The organism is Anaerovibrio slackiae (genome assembly GCF_009695585.1).
Taxonomy (GTDB): Bacteria; Bacillota; Negativicutes; order Selenomonadales; family Selenomonadaceae; genus Anaerovibrio; species Anaerovibrio slackiae.
Genome location: NZ_VUNR01000026.1, coordinates 1 through 15,473 on the forward strand (window position 1 = coordinate 1; position 15,473 = coordinate 15,473).

At 43.1% G+C, this 15,473-nt stretch carries 14 protein-coding genes; 11 read left to right on the forward strand and 3 right to left on the reverse strand.

Annotated elements, in window-relative coordinates:
* Positions 1 to 240: 240 nt before the first annotated feature.
* Positions 241 to 1,572, forward strand: coding sequence for an ATP-binding protein (locus FYJ84_RS11270; RefSeq protein WP_154407710.1), 1,332 nt, complete (start codon positions 241 to 243; stop codon positions 1,570 to 1,572).
* Positions 1,573 to 1,730: 158 nt separating this feature from the next.
* Here FYJ84_RS11270 and FYJ84_RS11275 read toward each other — a convergent pair whose 3' ends face one another.
* Positions 1,731 to 2,051, reverse strand: a complete 321-nt coding sequence (locus tag FYJ84_RS11275; protein WP_154407711.1) for a helix-turn-helix transcriptional regulator — start codon at positions 2,049 to 2,051, stop codon at positions 1,731 to 1,733.
* A 152-nt stretch (positions 2,052 to 2,203) separates the two neighbouring features.
* Here FYJ84_RS11275 and FYJ84_RS11280 point away from each other — a divergent pair, with 152 nt between their 5' ends.
* The 4 genes from FYJ84_RS11280 (at position 2,204) to FYJ84_RS11295 (ending at position 6,335) form a co-directional block, all read left to right on the forward strand.
* Complete coding sequence (locus FYJ84_RS11280; protein ID WP_154407712.1) at positions 2,204 to 2,866, forward strand: hypothetical protein; 663 nt, start codon at positions 2,204 to 2,206, stop codon at positions 2,864 to 2,866.
* A gap of 46 nt (positions 2,867 to 2,912) precedes the next feature.
* Entirely contained in the window at positions 2,913 to 3,335 is a 423-nt protein-coding gene (locus FYJ84_RS11285; protein WP_154407713.1) for a hypothetical protein, read from the forward strand.
* A gap of 156 nt (positions 3,336 to 3,491) precedes the next feature.
* Complete coding sequence (locus tag FYJ84_RS11290; RefSeq protein WP_205764222.1) at positions 3,492 to 4,856, forward strand: hypothetical protein; 1,365 nt, start codon at positions 3,492 to 3,494, stop codon at positions 4,854 to 4,856.
* A 984-nt stretch (positions 4,857 to 5,840) separates the two neighbouring features.
* On the forward strand, positions 5,841 to 6,335 hold the full coding sequence (locus tag FYJ84_RS11295; RefSeq protein WP_154407714.1) for a peptide deformylase: 495 nt from the start codon (positions 5,841 to 5,843) through the stop codon (positions 6,333 to 6,335).
* A 456-nt stretch (positions 6,336 to 6,791) separates the two neighbouring features.
* Here the strand turns inward: FYJ84_RS11295 and FYJ84_RS11300 are convergent, their stop codons facing one another.
* Positions 6,792 to 7,469, reverse strand: a complete 678-nt coding sequence (locus FYJ84_RS11300; protein ID WP_154407715.1) for a Crp/Fnr family transcriptional regulator — start codon at positions 7,467 to 7,469, stop codon at positions 6,792 to 6,794.
* A 91-nt stretch (positions 7,470 to 7,560) separates the two neighbouring features.
* On the opposite strand from FYJ84_RS11300, the gene FYJ84_RS11305 reads away from it, so the two are divergent.
* The 4 genes from FYJ84_RS11305 (at position 7,561) to hcp (ending at position 10,611) form a co-directional block, all read left to right on the forward strand.
* Positions 7,561 to 8,274 (forward strand): ATP-binding protein, encoded by a 714-nt coding sequence (locus tag FYJ84_RS11305; protein WP_154407716.1) that lies wholly within the window; start codon positions 7,561 to 7,563, stop codon positions 8,272 to 8,274.
* Positions 8,275 to 8,348: 74 nt separating this feature from the next.
* Entirely contained in the window at positions 8,349 to 8,681 is a 333-nt protein-coding gene (locus tag FYJ84_RS11310; protein WP_154407717.1) for a cupin domain-containing protein, read from the forward strand.
* Between the two features lie 33 nt (positions 8,682 to 8,714).
* Complete coding sequence (locus tag FYJ84_RS11315) at positions 8,715 to 8,903, forward strand: ferredoxin (protein ID WP_154407718.1); 189 nt, start codon at positions 8,715 to 8,717, stop codon at positions 8,901 to 8,903.
* A 79-nt stretch (positions 8,904 to 8,982) separates the two neighbouring features.
* Entirely contained in the window at positions 8,983 to 10,611 is a 1,629-nt protein-coding gene (hcp, locus tag FYJ84_RS11320) for a hydroxylamine reductase (protein WP_154407719.1), read from the forward strand.
* A gap of 160 nt (positions 10,612 to 10,771) precedes the next feature.
* Here the strand turns inward: hcp and FYJ84_RS11325 are convergent, their stop codons facing one another.
* Positions 10,772 to 11,263 (reverse strand): RNA-guided endonuclease TnpB family protein, encoded by a 492-nt coding sequence (locus FYJ84_RS11325; RefSeq protein ID WP_154407720.1) that lies wholly within the window; start codon positions 11,261 to 11,263, stop codon positions 10,772 to 10,774.
* 518 nt (positions 11,264 to 11,781) lie between these two features.
* Between FYJ84_RS11325 and FYJ84_RS11330 the strand changes: the two genes are divergently transcribed.
* Entirely contained in the window at positions 11,782 to 12,813 is a 1,032-nt protein-coding gene (locus FYJ84_RS11330; RefSeq protein ID WP_205764223.1) for a hypothetical protein, read from the forward strand.
* A gap of 658 nt (positions 12,814 to 13,471) precedes the next feature.
* A complete protein-coding gene (locus FYJ84_RS11335) occupies positions 13,472 to 15,283 on the forward strand; it encodes an ammonium transporter (protein WP_154407722.1) in 1,812 nt (603 codons plus the stop codon).
* Positions 15,284 to 15,473: the final 190 nt, after the last annotated feature.

Here is a 15,473-nt window from a genome sequence, read left to right on the forward strand (position 1 = left end):
AGCGTGTTTTCTATGGGTAGCTGTCCCGCTCAGCCCATTTTTAATCTGAACAGAGTGCACAAACCAACAAAACTCATCCGTTAATGTTCCAAAAGTCTCGTACCTTCACGACGATAAACTGAAATTTAACATTTTTCATAGGAACTTCGCAGATAGTCTTGCGTTTTTCATAGGAAAAACGTAGAATAAGGATGCCGGAGTTAAATTGTTGTGCAATATACTCGAAAGGAATTGATATATATGGAACGTAGCATTATGACAGAGATGCTGGCGTGGAGCCGGAAGTCAAAACACAAACCACTGTTGATTACAGGCGTAAGGCAATGTGGCAAGACATATATTTGTAAGGAATTTGGCAGAAGGTACTTCGAGGACACGGCTTATTTTTATTTTGAAGGAAATCACGGATTGCAATCAATATTCGATTATGACCTTGACCCGCATCGAATATTAAGTGAATTAGGCGGGTTAATATATAAAAAGCCCATCGTCCCCGGGAAAACCCTTGTGATTTTTGATGAAATACAAGCATGTCCCAGAGCTGTCACATCCCTAAAATATTTTTGCGAGCTAATGCCTGAGCTTCATATCATCTGTGCTGGTTCCTTGTTGGGTGTTTCCCTGCAGCGTGATGGCATTTCATTTCCTGTAGGCAAGGTTGAACGTCTAGTCATGTATCCTATGAGTTTTGCTGAGTTTTTGTTAGCTTGCGGCCAGGAACATCTTTTATCGGGCGCGGATAAATATCTGCCGGATAAGCCGTTGGCAGAGGCGTATACAGAGCCTTTAAAAAAATTCTTAAAATATTACTATATAACAGGCGGTATGCCGGAAGCTGTTGCCACATGGCTGGAAACTAAAAATTTTGATGCCGTAACACAGATACAAAACAACATCCTTCATGATTACAGTGCAGATTTTGCAAAGTATGCACCTGTCAATGATGTACCGAAGCTGCAGCTTATCTGGCAATCTGTACCTCAGCAGCTTGCCAAGGAAAATAATAAATTCGTGTTTTCACATGTAAAAACTGGCAAGCGGGCGGCGGATTTGGAGGATGCACTGGAATGGCTGCACTCAGCTGGTCTTATACATCGTCTTCAGCTGGTCAGCAATCCACAGCTGCCACTTGCTTTTTATGCCCAAAGTACCTATTTCAAGGTGTATTTGTCAGATGTTGGTCTGTTGCGCTGTCAGGCCAGTCTATCACCAGAAACTATTCTGCAGGAAAACCAGCTTTACAACAGCTTCAAAGGAGCTTTGACTGAGAATTATGTTCTTTTAGAGCTTCTCAAGCAGAACCTCGAGCCTTATTTCTGGCGTTCCGGCAATACGGCAGAGCTGGATTTCCTCATTGCCAATCAGGAAACTATCATTCCGATTGAAGCCAAGGCAGAAATACATACCAGAGCCAAAAGCTATCAATGTTTTTGCAAGCAATACAAGCCTGAAATTGGTTTCAAAATTTCCATGAAAAATATTGCTGTAAACGATGTGGTGGAAACCGTTACTTACAGCCTGCCGCTGTATCTGGCCAGCTTTGTGAAGAAGATTGCCTTCAATAAGAACTAAACTAATCTGCAAGTGTAGAGAATAAAAACTCCCTTTCGTAAGAATGTACAAATTCTTTGAAAGGGAGTTTTTTAGGAAATTGAAATTTAAATTTGCCAAGTGCCTAATGTGCATATTTTTGCACATTGGGTTTGTTAGAATAGATTTGCAGCAGGAATTTAGTTGCTATTGCCTGGGCAGCCTTGTTTTTCCTTCAGTGATTGTACCAGAATCCTGATGGATTGTATCTCCTGTGTCGTCAGTCCGCATAACTCGACGTGTTCTACAGGGGTTTTAGTGGTCAGTCCCAGCAAAAAATCCGTGCTGCAGCGATATAAGTGTGCCAGCTTCAGCAGTATTTCCACACTGGGCGTTCTTTCAGAGTTCTCATATCCGGAAATAATGCTGGGGCTGACCATGAGCTTGTCAGCTACCTGTTTTTGTGAATAACCATTCTGCCTGCGCAGGTCTTTTAATTTATTCGCCAAGCCTTCTACCATAAGATACCCCCTTCCAAATTAATTTTAAGGGGAGTACAGTTACTTTAGGTGTATCTAATATTCACTAAAAGTGTTGAAAATATTTTATATTATTAGTATAATAAGGCGTATAGCAGGAGTTGTTATGATTGGAGGAATGAAGTTATGGAGGAATGGTTGATATGAAAGTGTGGAGAGATTTTTTATTCAAGTTATTTGGTCTTGGAATGGTTGTAGTGCTTGCAGTTATGATTGCAAGTATTTTACCAAGTAAAACATGCCATGCTGATGATGGGATGAGATTTAAAAGTATAAGCAAGGTGCATTATATAAGTTTTGGCGGGCAGAAGGATATGATGGATTTTTACCAATATGACGGTGAAAAAGTAACCTTTATGATAACTGGGCAGAGAAGATTGACGATGTATTACAAGGGCGGCTCCATGTCGTTTGATTATTATGAAGGGCGCAATGAAGGTTCTTATGGGGTGTATGAAATAATCACCGAAAATCCTAGAATGATACTTTACCAAATTACGGCTACATCAGGTGCTCATGCCATGAACAATGGTTATTGGCTGGTTGGGAAGCATAAGGGAAAATGGGTAAAGTTTATTTCGTTGGACAATCTGGCAAAAATGGGGCATACTCCGCTTGAATGGCATCAGATAGAAAGCCGTATTACGAACACGGGAAATATGAGGATAATTAGTTCCCATGAGTATTTACCGCCAGGTGTTATTTACCAGGTGTATCGCAAGCATGCCGTGGATATGGTGGTAGAGCTGTTTTGGGATAAAAATGCCCAATGGTTTGGCATGAAAAGGGTACTATGAGGATAGGTGTATTAAGAGAAAACAAAAAGTTTGAGGAGGAGCAGTAATGGAAGGAATTATTAAAAAGGTAGCTGTATGTATGTGTGTTATGGCATTGTCTTTTGGATTTGCAGGAGTGAATTGCTCATTTGGTACGTTGTCAATTGCGGAAGCAGGTCAATCGTATTTTCCAGAAACAGAAATGTATCAGAAGACTATTCAAAAATTGCAGGGGCATTGGGTTGATAAGAATGGCAATGTTTTGGATTTTAATGGGAATTACTTAAATGGGTGCTATATAATAAAAATCGGAGAAATGGCTGGTGGAGGAAGTAATTTTGGAGGACCATTTTATATACAGGAAAAAGAAGGTGTTAGAAGATTGATTATTGGGGCAAATTTACATTTTGAAGCAGGAAAGTCTACTTTTGATGATGGTGGTAATGAACCATTGTTAAGATATAACAATTCATATTATCATCGTAGATGATAGAATGTTTCAAAGTATATAGAATATTAATAATATTGTTTTAGAAATTCTATTACATGATATAATATACGAATAGTTACAGAAGGTATAGTTTATGGTGTAAAAGATATGCCGTAGATGGAAATTCATTTAAGTGCTACTATGAGGAGGGGCTTTATGACTGTATGGAGGTTACATGTTAATACTGGCGGAAAAAGTATTGCACAATATTGCTTGCAAAACAATGTAGCTGCAATGGGATGGAGTTTGGATCATTTAACTGCCGAGGAAAGAAAGAGAATAAAGAGTTTCGAGGATTATAAGGTATTAGCTGATCAAATTTATAATGATTACAGTAGCGTTATAAGATTGCATGATGTGCAACCCAATGACATAATTTGGATGCGTTCCGCAGATGAAGGAAAATATTATTTTGGAAGAGTAACAACTGAATCAAAGTGGGTTTTTAATGAATCTGCTGTTAGTGTTGATGCAGCAAATCAGTTGACGAATATACAGTGGCATCCGGCTTCGATAACAGCAGATGAGGAATCAGTTCCAGGTGCTATTTCAACTGCTTTTATACGAGGGTCAACTTTTCAACGTATCCATAAAGAGGGGATAGAAGATTACAGCCGTATGTCGTATAATATGGTATATAAAGCAGGTGATGATGGTTTCAGATATCCTAGCATAGACTTGAAATTAGATGAGGAAAAGTTTTATTCTTTACTACAACCTGAAGATGTTGAAGATTTGTTGTCATTGTGGTTGTTTGATAAGTATGGATATGTATGCATACCTTCTACCAATAAGATTTCTACACCTAAATATGAGTGTGTGATGTTGGATCCTGCTGCTGAGAAAAGAAAGCATATATATTTGCAAGTAAAGAAGGGAAAGGTAGATATATATGCTTCAGATTACAAGAATCTCAATGGAGATGTTTATTTATTAACAACGGAGGGTAATGTAATAGGTGCAGAAGAATATAATCATATTTATGCTGTTTCTTCAACTGATATATATTCTTTTGCAATTGATCCAGAAAAGGCTAATATCATACCAGAGAACATTTTATTTTGGATAAAGTTTATGACAGATGTTGAGAACATAAATTTACCGCCAGGTTCTAATAAAGGTATTATGTTTGATACAAATCTGTCATATTCAGCTACCAATGAATTTGAAATGCTTTCTGAAAATAAAGTTTCTGCGTATGGTGATGCCAAGAGGTTTGTTAATAGCTTTTCAAAGGGAGACTATGTACTGTTTTATTCGAAAGGTAAAGGGATTATTGCTGTTGGTCGTATTAAATCTGATAATCCTATGAATAATGGGAATGAGCGTTATCATGAGGTTGACATGATTTTGCCTAAATCATTACCAGAGGATATATCTGCGTTACCAGCATTGTCACCAGCAGAGATAAAAACAATTTTAAATCGTAATTTCTATTTGGCATCTACCATAAAGACTCCTTTCTTAAATAAATCTCAAGTTGAAAAGTTGGTAAATGCATTGTATCAAAAGTATAGTTAAAGTTTTTATTTTTGGTGAGAATTTTAGTTTATCGTCGTGAAGGTATGAGACTTCTGGAACATTAACGGATGAGTTTTGTTGGTTTGTGCACTCTGTTCAGATTAAAAATGGGCTGAGCGGGACAGCTACCCATAGAAAACACGCTCTCGCTCCTAGTTGTGCCTCGCGTTACTAACATTCATCTATCGCCTGCGGCTCTGATGAATGAAGTAACGAGGCACAACAAAGGTTTTCTATGGGTACTGTCCTCACTCATCCCTTTCTTTGTCTGAACAGATATAGACAAAATGATAAAATGACATACGTTGCTTGTTGCCATAGTGCTACATACAGCTTTACGAGCAAGCCTGAAAAAGGGGGGCGAAGTGGCTGACGAAACCTGTCATTGCCAACCGTTGCATAAACGTATTGTGCAAACAACTCTGCTCATAATAGCAGATTGCCTTGCATAGCAGTTGGCAGTATCAGGTAGCGTCAGCCTCCCAGCCCCCCTATTTCAGGCTTGCTCGTAAAGTATCATCATGTTGCTATGGCAAAATATAAGGAATTGCTGATAAGTAAGTGGGGAGCTGCCGCAGGAGTGTAACTATCAGCAGATAATGCGATGGGCGGAGAAGGCGGTGCCAATGCAAGGCACTGAGACGCGCCTCGGTGCTTAGCGAGTCGCAAGCCGTAGGCGCAGCGAGAGCTTAGCATCCGCTAGGCGTGGATAGTAGCGCGAGCGTGCCTGCATTGGTATTGCCTCTCCGACCATTGGAGTATTTGCTGATGTTTTTCTGACAGCTCCCCTGCACTAATAATTAAAACGTACATATATCGCAAAAGTAACAATCAAGCACTACGACAAACTGAAATTGTTTATATAAAAAAATCAAAGCTATGATATAATAGTGGCATGAAGCGGTACTACACCATAAGTTTGGCAAAAAATGCAGGCTGGCTGGTGCCGGGTGAATTTTTAGTAAAAATGTGAGTTGGCGATATATGGTAAAAGAAATTATCCGTGATGTAAATTTGCTACAAATCAAGGCTGAGGATGCTGTTAAAGAGGATATTGACGGAGTAGCACAGGATCTGCTGGATACGCTGCAGGCTAATAGCCACAGGTGCATAGGTATGGCTGCCAATATGATTGGCATTGCGAAAGCGATTATTGCTGTAGACACGCAGGCAGAGGCAAGAGCTATGGCGGCTAATGCTGCTCAAGGTGCGGGTATGGCGGGGCTTGCTGCTACGGCGGGAAATGGGGAAGGCCTGTTGCTTATGCTCAATCCACGCTATACGAAAAAATCTCCTAGGACATATAGCGTGAAAGAAGGCTGCCTTTCCCTGTCAGGGGAGCGCGTTGCTGAACGTCACCAGTGGGTAGAGGTTATATATCGCGATATGCAGTGGCAGAAAAGGAAACAGCGTTTTGCCGGGCTGACCGCAGAAATCATACAGCATGAGATGGATCATCTAGCAGGTATATTGATATAGCGTATTGCGCATGTATCACCTACCAATCATTGCGTAGCAAAAAGCTGCGGATATTTTCATGCCGGATGCCGTTACGGCTGAAATCCAGTTCATCCGTTGATAAGACATATTTTGGGTAATTATCCTTTACATAATCGTATACTCCAAATTCACGCTTTATAGGTAAGCGTTCAAGTTTTCCCTGTTGTTAATAGGCACTAAAAAAGCAGCCCATACAAGAGCTGCTTGAGAATATTATTTATCTTTTAGGCACATTGGTGTATTCCATGGCAAGTATTTTTGAACAGTTTCATCATTCCTTTACAGCTGTTATAAATTTAATAATGGTAGCTGGCATCACTCCTAAATTTTAAACGGAATTCAAGGTTTCACATGAATAGCATAGGCCGTATGATAACTTGAAATACCTTGCCTGCTATTATTATTGCACATTATCAATCAGGAGGATAGCCGTTATTATCTTGGACGGTTACATTGAAACATCAAGCTATCTTTTAATAAAAATTGATTCTTGCTGTACTCAATAATTCCGTCTTTTTGCATTTTTGAAAGCTCGTTACACATGGTACTGCGGTCCACATTCAGATAATCAGCTAACTGTTGGCGGTTGTAGGGGATGAGGAAAGAATTGCTCCCGGCGCGTTTGGCGCATTCCGAAAAATAGGACATCAACCGCCCCCGAATGGATTTAGAACTGGTATGCTGGATTCTTTGAGAAAGCTGAAGGTTTCTGTGAGCGCAGACAGTCAGCAGATTTCGGACAAGTCTTGTGTGGAATGGACAGGAATTGGTACAAGTAGCCAGGACACGCCCCACATTCATAAACAATATGGATGTATCCTCCGCAGCGGACACCGTAACCAACATCGGCTCCCCAGGAATGCAGGCATACACCTCGGCGAATACAGAGCCGGGCGCAACATGACCCAAAATACTGGTATTGCCCCAGATATCGTTGCAGGAGATCACTGCCAGGCCGGACAGCAAGATCCCGATATTTTCCGTGATGTTTCCTTCTGAAAGGATTACCTCTCCTTTTTGGAAACTACGCGTTGTGGCATTCAGGCAACCCAAAAGAGATGTAATCTCTGCTTCTTCCAGTCCTCGAAACAGTTGTGTATTGGATAGATTCATATTTTTCACTCCTTGTTGTTATAACAACAGACTTTCATTTCATATTATAGTATACTAAATTCAGAAACGCAAGAGAAAGGATGAAGCAAACATGATTCGGAAAATTATTCAGATAGACGATAAAAAGTGCAATGGATGTGGGGCCTGCGCCGAAGCCTGCCATGAAGGGGCTATCGGCATGGTAAACGGGAAGGCAAAACTCCTGCGGGACGATTATTGCGATGGTCTGGGCGATTGCCTGCCCACCTGCCCCACCGGTGCGATTTCCTTTGTGGAACGGGAAGCTGCTGCCTATGACGAAAAGGCTGTGCAGGAAAATATGAGAAAAAAGAACAGAATGAATTCTCCTTCCGTTGGTGTTCATGCGGGGTGCCCGGGCAGCCGAATGCAGCGAATCCAGCATTCGCAGGAATCTGCTCCTTCTGCCCCGATGCAGGCTGAGTCACAGCTGAGGCAGTGGCCCTGCCAAATTAAGCTGGTCCCAGTAGGTGCCCCCTGCTTTGAAGGAGCCAAGTTGCTGATTGCGGCAGATTGCAGCGCATATGCCTATGCCAGAATGCACGAGGATTTTATGCGTGGGAAGGTTACGCTGATTGGCTGCCCCAAGCTGGACAACGTGGATTACAGCGAAAAGCTGACGCAGATTATCCAAAACAACAATATCCAGAGCGTGACCATTGTGCGGATGGAGGTTCCCTGCTGCGGCGGACTGGAGTTAGCTGCTAAAAAAGCATTGCAGGCAAGCGGAAAATTCATTCCCTGGCAGGTGGTCACTATCTCGATTGATGGAAAGATTCTGGAATAACCACTGATTCGTTTCTTCAGTTTTTGGAATATATCCGACAGACAAAACAAATTATATTGCAGGAGGTGACTGTTATGAGTAAAAAAATGAAAAACATTGCGCAAGCCGAGGTTCTGACGCTGAAGGAGCAGATCTCCTATCAGGAGGGGCAGGTAGTCAGCAAGACGCTGGCGCAAAATCCGGCAGTAAGTATTACCCTGTTCTCATTCGCAAAGGGCGAGGAAATCAGCACCCATGAATCGGGCGGCGACGCTTTCATAACCTGTCTGGACGGCGTTGGAAAAATTACCATTGACGGCACAGAATATCTGTTGCATGAAGGAGAATCCATCGTCATGCCAGCTGGACACCCTCACGCGGTATATGGACAGGAAGCGTTCAAGATGCTTTTGGTCGTTGTATTTTAATCAAATGTAAAATTGACAGAGGGAGGTGATTTTATGAAAATAAAAGTAGATCAGAATCTCTGCATTGGCTGCGGGCTTTGCTGTGGGATCTGCGACGAAGTTTTTCGTATGAATGAGTACGAGAAGGCGGAAGCATACCAACCAGCAAACGATGACAATCAAAGCGCCGTGCAGGATGCAATTGATTCGTGTCCTGTGTCTGCAATCGCTTGGGTAGATTAATTCAAGCGCATCTATATACTTTTTTGATTGAAAAGTAACTACATCATTTCAAATCTTAAAAGTTTTTAGGAGGTCTATTATGGAACAAAAAATGTTTTGCTATCAGTGTCAGGAAACCGCCGGGTGCAAAGGTTGCACCATGTCCGGTGTATGCGGGAAGAAGCCTGATGTGGCAGCTATGCAGGATCTGCTGGTCTATGTCACAAAAGGGATTTCAGCTGTTACAACTGCACTGCGTCAGGAAGGGAAGCAGGTATCTGCGGAAATCAATCACTTGATTACCCTGAATCTGTTCACCACCATCACCAATGCAAATTTTGACAAAGAGAGCATTGAGGCAAGAATCCGTGCCACACTGACTGAAAAAGATGTGCTGTTGGCGCAGATTGCCGATCCTTCCGGTCTGCCCGAAGCGGCAAAATGGAATGGCTCTGGCAATTGGGAAGAAAAAGCCGCAACTGTCGGTGTTCTTTCTACTGAAAACGAGGATATCCGTTCTCTGCGAGAACTGATTACCTACGGTCTGAAGGGATTGTCCGCATACTCCAAACACGCAAATGTTCTACTGAAGGATGATGAGGAGGTCGATGCCTTCCTTCAGCGGGCGCTGGCAGTTACACTGGATGACAATCTCAGCGTAGAAGAATTGATTGCTCTGACAATGGAAACCGGAAAACACGGCGTATCCGGTATGGCTCTGCTGGACAAGGCCAACACGGAAGCCTATGGAAATCCCGAAATTACGAAGGTAAATATTGGCGTTGGGACAAATCCCGGTATTTTGGTTTCCGGTCACGACCTGCGGGATTTGGAAATGCTGCTGGAGCAGACACAGGGAACCGGCGTGGATGTTTATACCCATTCCGAGATGCTCCCTGCCCACTATTACCCGGCATTCAAAAAGTATCCCAACTTTATCGGCAACTACGGCAATGCGTGGTGGAAGCAGAAGGAGGAATTTGAATCCTTCAACGGTCCTATCCTGATGACGACCAACTGCATCGTGCCTCCTAAAGACAGCTACAAAGACAGAATCTACACTACTGGCGCAGCAGGATATCCGGGATGTACCCATATCCCAGGAGAAATCGGGGAGCAGAAGGATTTTTCCGTTATCATTGAACACGCAAAAAGATGCGCTGCACCTACTGAAATTGAAACAGGAGAGCTGATCGGCGGATTTGCACACGCGCAGGTTCTGGCTCTGGCGGATCAGGTGGTTGATGCGGTAAAAAGCGGCGCGATCAAAAAGTTCGTTGTGATGGCGGGCTGTGACGGCCGTGCCAAGAGCCGGGAATACTATACCGAATTTGCCAAGGCACTGCCGAAAGATGCTGTGATCTTGACAGCCGGATGCGCGAAATACGAGTACAACAAACTGCCTTTGGGCGACATCAACGGCATTCCTCGTGTTCTGGACGCCGGGCAGTGCAACGATTCGTATTCTCTGGCTGTCATTGCTTTGAAGCTCAAGGAAGTTTTCGGTCTGGACGATATCAACGACCTGCCCATCGCCTACAACATTGCGTGGTATGAGCAGAAGGCTGTCATAGTTCTGCTGGCGCTTCTGTATCTTGGCGTGAAGAATATCCATCTCGGTCCCACTCTCCCGGCATTCCTCAGCCCCAATGTGGCAAAAGTTTTGGTAGAGAACTTTGGTATTGCGGGAATTAGCACAGTAGAAGAAGATCTGAAATTCTTTTTTTAAACTCATGCATAATTGAACTACTCCCTCCTAACGCTTAGCGTTTGAGGAGGGAGATTCCCACTTCTACGAGAACAGCCTTCTGCCTTAGCAAAAGGTCTTACACACTCTCCGTGGGCGTTAATTTCCGTAGTTCCTACGGTATTTTTTTATGCTTTGAAGCTTATGCAGCTATTATTTCTTTTGCTTTAGCCAGAATATTCCTGGCTGCATTCACATCTCTATCGTGATGATACCCGCATACCGGGCAATCCCATGCACGAATAGCAAGATTTTTTGTATCTTTATTCTGATAGCCGCATTTACAGCAAGTTTGAGAACTTGGGTAGAATTTAGGAACCCTTACCACTCTGCAGCCATGGGGCACTGCCTTATATTCAAGCATCCTGAAAAACTCCGACCATGATACATCAGAAATGGCTTGTGCCAGTTGATGGTTTTTCAGCATATTCCTGACCTGCAAGTCCTCTATACCGATCAGTTGGTTTTCCTTGACCAGTTTAGTGGAAACCTTGTTCAGATAGTCCTTGCGGATATTTGCTATCTTTTCGTGTATCCTGTCAACGATGATTCTCTGCTTATTGCGATTATTACTGCCTTTTGCTTTACGTGAAAGCTTTCGCTGCTCTCTTGCCAGTTTTTTGCTATAACACATCGTTCACCTCCTGTCACTTACTATTATATCACCACTATGTTCTATTGTCCACCTCAATTACTTGCGTAAATTCGGTGGACGTGGCATTCATCTCCCTCCTGTAGAGGAAGGGAGTCTTCTGCCACATTAAGATAAAAAAGACAACTTTGCTTCTGTAAAATCAGAATAGCAAAGTTGTCTTTTTATTTTCTTACATTTGTTAAATATGGTATTACTTTAGTAGTAGATTATTACAGTTATGTATTTTATATCGCCATGATTATGCAATTAGACACGTTATTTTTTATCATGTATAACAGACAAAAAACAGAAAAATCAAATTCATACTATCGTAATCGAAGAAATGAAAAATATTAGATATATCATCCTGAGTTCACTAAAGCGGCTATTGGGATATAAGTTCTTTTATTATTATCATCGAAAAAATTTTTCATAATTTTTCACAAAAAGAAGGATTTTTACGATAATTGCAGAATTCAATATATATGAATTATTAACATATTCAGGAGGAAAATATGATGGGAAAAAATAAAGTCTTTATTGCCATAGGCATTATAGTTGCTTTGCTCGCGGCAGCAGCAGGTGGGTATATGTACTATAAGCGTACACCTACTTATACGTTCAATCTCATAAAAGAGGCGGTAGAAAAACATGATTATGATACATTTTCACGTCATGTTGATACAGAAAATATAATATCTTGTGCTTATGATGATTTGATGGCCTCTGCTTTGGACGATGAAGACACGGACGAAACTATCAAAGGGTTTGCTGATGGATTTATAAAAATGCTGAAACCGGGTATTGTCGGAGCATTGGATGATTCGGTCAAGCAGTTTGTAAAGACTGGCAATAGTGATAGTGAAAATGCACAGCAGGAAAAGACGGATAATTTGGACAGCCAGCAGGCGGCTGACAATCTCAAAAAGAAAACGAACTTTGATAACATAAGCTTCAAAGGCATTGGTGATTTGAGAAAAGAGGGTGATTTTTCAGTTGTTGGAGTTATTTTTTCCGATAAGCAGTTAGGCAAAGATTTTACCATTGAGCTCAAGATGCTGCAGCTGGATGATGGAACCTGGAAAATTCTTCAAATTTCCAACATGAAAGAGTATCTGAAAGCGATAGAGGATGCGAAAAAGGAAAAATTGGCAGAAATTAACAAGCCGTTGCAAAGCGAAATTGATTCGCGTATCAGCTTGCAGGCTCCAGTGGCAGAAATAGTCAATCGGGACTCCTGGGGATTTTCTCAGGCGATACAGCTGAGTATTCCTGCTAATATCAATAGTGACAAGCGAATTGCACATATTGCAGGGACAGTGAAGATTACAACAAACGAAGGTAAGAACTTTGCGGTTCCCTATGAGAAGGACCTGAACAATATGAATGGCAATACGACCATTGGCATGCAGTATGACCTCAATCCATTTTTGTCCCGTGATAACAAGATGATAAAGGAAGGCATCAACGGTTACAGCTTTGAGGTGACTGTGTCCAAAGTGGTATTTGCAGACAATAGCAGTATTGAGTTGAAAACAGAATTAGAATAAGCTGACGGCAAAGCACAGCTTTTAGTTTGTCGTAGTGCTTGATCGTTACTTCGTGCATATACTAATGATGTAGTTTGATAGTTCGTGGATTCTGTTCAGACATTATAAAGGGACAGGTAGCGGCAGTACCCATAGAAAACTCGCTCTCGCTCTTAGCACAGCCTCGCGCTTCTAAGCTCCTGCGTCGCTTACGCTCGCACTCGCTAAGAAGCGAGGCTGCACTCAAGGTTTTCTTTGGGTACATGCCGCACCTGTCCCTCTTTTTGTCTGAACAGATATGCACATAATAATCCAACTGCATTCAATTAGTATGTAACTGTAGCAACTAATCTGACTTTACGAAAAAGCTGAAAAGGGGGAGCTAGGAGACTGACGAAGCCTGCTACTGCCAACCGTTGTATAAACTGAAATTCATCATATAATTTTACAGCATAGATAGTATTATGTATACATCATAGAAATTATAGAAAAACTATTGACATTCTTTTTTTAGAGTGGTATTCTAAGTACATCTTAGGAGCGAGGTACTGCAGGCCCCTCCGGAGGCAATAATAAAATATATCTTCAATCAGACGACGGTGTCTAAATATGAATTTTAGCTAGATTCATGTTTAGGCATTTTTTGTTTGAAAAAATGAGTTGAAAGGATTTGATTCTAATGAAAAGCATTAGAGCTTCTATAACGGGAGCGGCGGCGTTTGTGACCGCGATGGTGCCATCCATCGCCTTGGCAGCTGACGATCCTGGCCGTTATTCTTCTGTAGATACCCTGTGGGTAATCTTTGGTGCATGCCTGGTATTCTTTATGCAGCCTGGCTTTGCCATGGTCGAGAGCGGTTTGACCAGGGCAAAGAACGCCGGTAACATTGCCATGAAGAACTTTTCTGACTTGGCACTTGGTTCCATCTTTTTCTGGGTTATAGGCTTCAGCCTGATGTTTGGTGATACTATTGGAGGTTTCATCGGCACGCCGGATTTCTTCTTCCAGCACTGGGATGTAGGTGAGGATGCCGGTTATCCTGCCTTTGCCTACCTGATTTTCCAGACTGTGTTCTGTGCAACCTCCGCCACCATCCTTTCCGGTGCTCTGGCAGAGCGTACCAAGTTCTCCGCTTATCTGATTATCAGCGCGCTGCTGTGCCTGGTGGTTTACCCTGTTACCGGCCACTGGACCTGGGGCGGCGGCTGGCTGGCAGATATGGGCTTCCATGATTTTGCCGGTTCTACCGTTGTTCACATGGTAGGCGGCGTGGCTGCCCTGGTTGGTGCTTATGTGCTTGGCCCTCGTATTGGCAAGTACAACGCTGATGGCACTTCCAATGGTATTCCTGGACATAACCTGACCTTGGCAGGTCTTGGCGTATTCATCCTGTGGTTCGGCTGGTTCGGCTTCAACGGTGCTTCCACCGTTTGCGCAACTGGTGATGATACTTTGGTTTCTATGGGCAGCATTTTGGTGAACACCAACATGGCTCCTGCCGTGGCTGCTGTAACTGCTATGTTTGTCACCTGGGCCCGCTATGGCAAGCCTGATGTTTCCATGACCATGAACGGTGCTCTTGCCGGCCTGGTTGGCATTACCGCTGGCTGCGATATGGTCAGCATTGCCGGTTCTTTCGCAATCGGCCTGATTTCCGGTATTCTCGTTGTTTTCTCTGTTGAGTTCTTTGACCAGAAGCTGCACATTGATGATCCTGTCGGTGCAATTTCCGTACATGGTGCCTGTGGTGCCGCAGGTACTATCCTCACCGGCGTGTTTGCGCTGGATGGTGGTCTTCTGTACAGCGGTTCTGCTGATATGCTGCTGACTCAGATTATCGGTGTAGCTGCTACTGCTGCTTATGTATTCGTGGCTATGGGCATCGTCTTCTATGCTTTGAAGGCAACTGTTGGTGTCCGCGTTACCAAGGCTGAGGAAATTGCCGGCCTTGATGCTACTGAGCATAACCTGTCCTCTGCTTATGCAGGCTTTATGACTGGTGATGCTTTTGAGGCGCCTATCCCTGTGGGCGAGGCTTCCGAGGAAGCAAAGGATATGGCTGTGGAGGTTTCCGCTGCTCCTGCTGCTTCCCATGATGAGGTTGTTGATACCAACAAGACTCATATTTCCTGCGTAACCATTATCACTTCCGAGGAGCGTTTCGAGCGCTTGAAGGTGGCTTTGGAGCGCATCGGCATTACCGGTATGACGGTTACCCGTGTCCTTGGCTATGGCATCCAGAAGGGCCACGGCCAGATGTATCGTGGTGCTGCCGTAGCTTCCAAGCTTGTGCCGAAGGTACAGATTGACATCGTTGTATCCAAGATTGCTCCTGCTGCAATCATCAACGTTGCCAAGAAGGTTCTTTACACCGGCCACTATGGCGATGGCAAGATTTTCGTTCACACCATGGACAATGTTGTGAAGATTCGTACCGGCGAGGAGGGCTTTGATGCTTTGCAGGACAAGCCGTTGCCGGAGGGCAAGTAATCACTGCTGTTATGGGCATGGTGGTTATCCCTGTTGTTTTTATCGGATGCTGGCTTAGTAGTACACAGCAATAGCGTATTCTCTGCGCTATATACTAACTGAGCATCAACCATATATGGTAGCTGTTTGGAGACCCCTAGTTCCGGCAGTTATCGACCAATTATATATCTCCTTTAGAAGACGCAGCTTT